The sequence below is a fragment of the Ruegeria sp. CH8 genome, assembly GCF_056536985.1.
In genome coordinates, this window is the sequence record NZ_JBQFQR010000076.1 from 1 (window position 1) to 1,241 (window position 1,241).

Genomic DNA, 1,241 nt, shown 5'->3' on the forward strand with positions numbered 1-1,241 from the left:
CTCCCGGTGACTTAGAATGAATGACAACAGCCTACCATAATTGCCTATATTAGTCGATTTTTGGTGCTGGACAGGCGTCTAAGTTCAAGTGACTTGGGACTGAGCATAGGTTCGCTTCGGGCCGGGCGATAGAAAGTCACTGCTAAATTACTTCTGCAAAGGCAAACCGATAGCAAGAACAGCCGAAAACAATGTATTTTGTCAGAAAGCCAATTTGCTGAGGTGGGGAACACCATGACCTCTGGGAACGCGCTAATTTATCTGTCTGACAAGGACCTCGGGAGTTTGGGCATCCAACCTTCTGAAGTTGCCGATGCCATCGAGTCCGCCCTAATCGCCAAGGTAGACGGAAAGCTTCACACTTCTCCCAAGACAGTTATCTTGCCCGGCGACGGGCGCTACGCAATGTCTACATTGGCAATGGGAGATGATGGTTTCATCGTAACCAAGCAGGTTACAGTGTGTCCGGAAAATCCGGCTAGGGATCTTCCCGCGATAAACGGGGCCATCATGGTTATGGATGCGCAAACCGGACTACTTCGCGCGGTCTTGGGAGCGAATTGGATTACGGCTGTCAGAACTGCCGCTCTGTCAGTGGTGGCAGCGCGTAGGCTTGCTGACCCTCATGCCGAGACCGTGGCTTTTGTGGGCGCGGGTGTGCAAGCTCACTCCCATCTTGCTGCGTTTTCAGAACTGTTTCCCTTGAAACGAATCTGCGTGTTCGGGCGAGGTAAGGAGAATGCCGACAAGCTTTGTCGTTATGCCCGAGGCCTGGGGCTGGAAGCTGAATCGTGCACCAATGCTAAAGGCGCCTTGAGTGATGCTGATCTGATAGTGACATCGATAACTTTGGACTACTCTATTGAACCTTTCTTGGACGCCCGATGGCTGAAACCGACTGCCTTCGCGGCGATAACGGATGTCTGCATTCCGTGGATGCCAGCAGGCATGGCTGCTTTCGAAACGGTAATAGTTGACGACCGACTACAGGAATTGGAAAGCGACAAGCCTATGTTGCCATACGAGCAAATTGCTGGCGATTTGACGGAATTGGTCACTGGGAAAGTCGACATCCGAGTGCGCAACAAACCGGCTGCTTTTGCTTTCAGAGGGATTTCATTGGGGGATTATGCTGCTTCAGTCCTCGCTGTTCGCAGGGCCTCTGACAATCCGGTGAAGTGAGGCCAAAGACATAAAAATGCACTTTGGAATTAAAAGTCGAAATGGCAGCTATGGGCTCG

General features: G+C 51.6%; 1 protein-coding gene. It reads left to right on the forward strand.

Annotated features, from left to right (window positions below; genetic code table 11):
- Positions 1-234 precede the first annotated feature (234 nt).
- Positions 235-1,182 carry an ornithine cyclodeaminase family protein gene (locus ACR0ER_RS25570; protein ID WP_480771269.1) on the forward strand — a complete coding sequence of 316 codons (948 nt, stop codon included), beginning with the start codon at positions 235-237 and terminating at the stop codon, positions 1,180-1,182.
- The last annotated feature ends 59 nt before the right edge of the window (positions 1,183-1,241 follow it).

What these genes read in the sequence shown, in the direction of transcription:
- ACR0ER_RS25570 (WP_480771269.1), top strand. Translation starts at nt 235, where the DNA reads ATGACCTCTGGGAACGCGCTAATTTATCTGTCTGACAAGGACCTCGGG.